The organism is Erwinia sp. ErVv1 (assembly GCF_900068895.1).
In the GTDB taxonomy this organism is placed as follows: domain Bacteria; phylum Pseudomonadota; class Gammaproteobacteria; order Enterobacterales; family Enterobacteriaceae; genus Erwinia.
Genome location: NZ_CDPK01000063.1, coordinates 1 through 214, shown reverse-complemented (window position 1 = coordinate 214; position 214 = coordinate 1). Strand labels below are relative to the sequence as shown.

Sequence of the window (214 nt, the reverse complement as noted above, 5' to 3'; positions counted from 1 at the left end):
CGGCCTGCCGGGTCAGTCTCTGACGTCAGGCGGCCATAGCGGTCCCACTGGCTGCGCCGCATGGCTCCGTCAGGCAGGATGACATCGCATAACTCACCGTTGTGGTAAACAAAGCTGGTCTGGCGACCGTCATAATCTGTGAAACGGGCGACGTTATTATCGTCGTCAACCAGCCAGTCTGCCTGTACGCCATCCTCGCGGGTGGCGCGGCGGG

At 62.1% G+C, this 214-nt stretch carries 1 protein-coding gene; it reads right to left on the bottom strand.

Going from position 1 to position 214, the window contains the following annotated elements; translation table 11 throughout:
• Positions 1-214: hypothetical protein (locus tag A1830_RS20915; RefSeq protein ID WP_156485066.1), on the bottom strand; the 214-nt coding region annotated here is incomplete at both ends.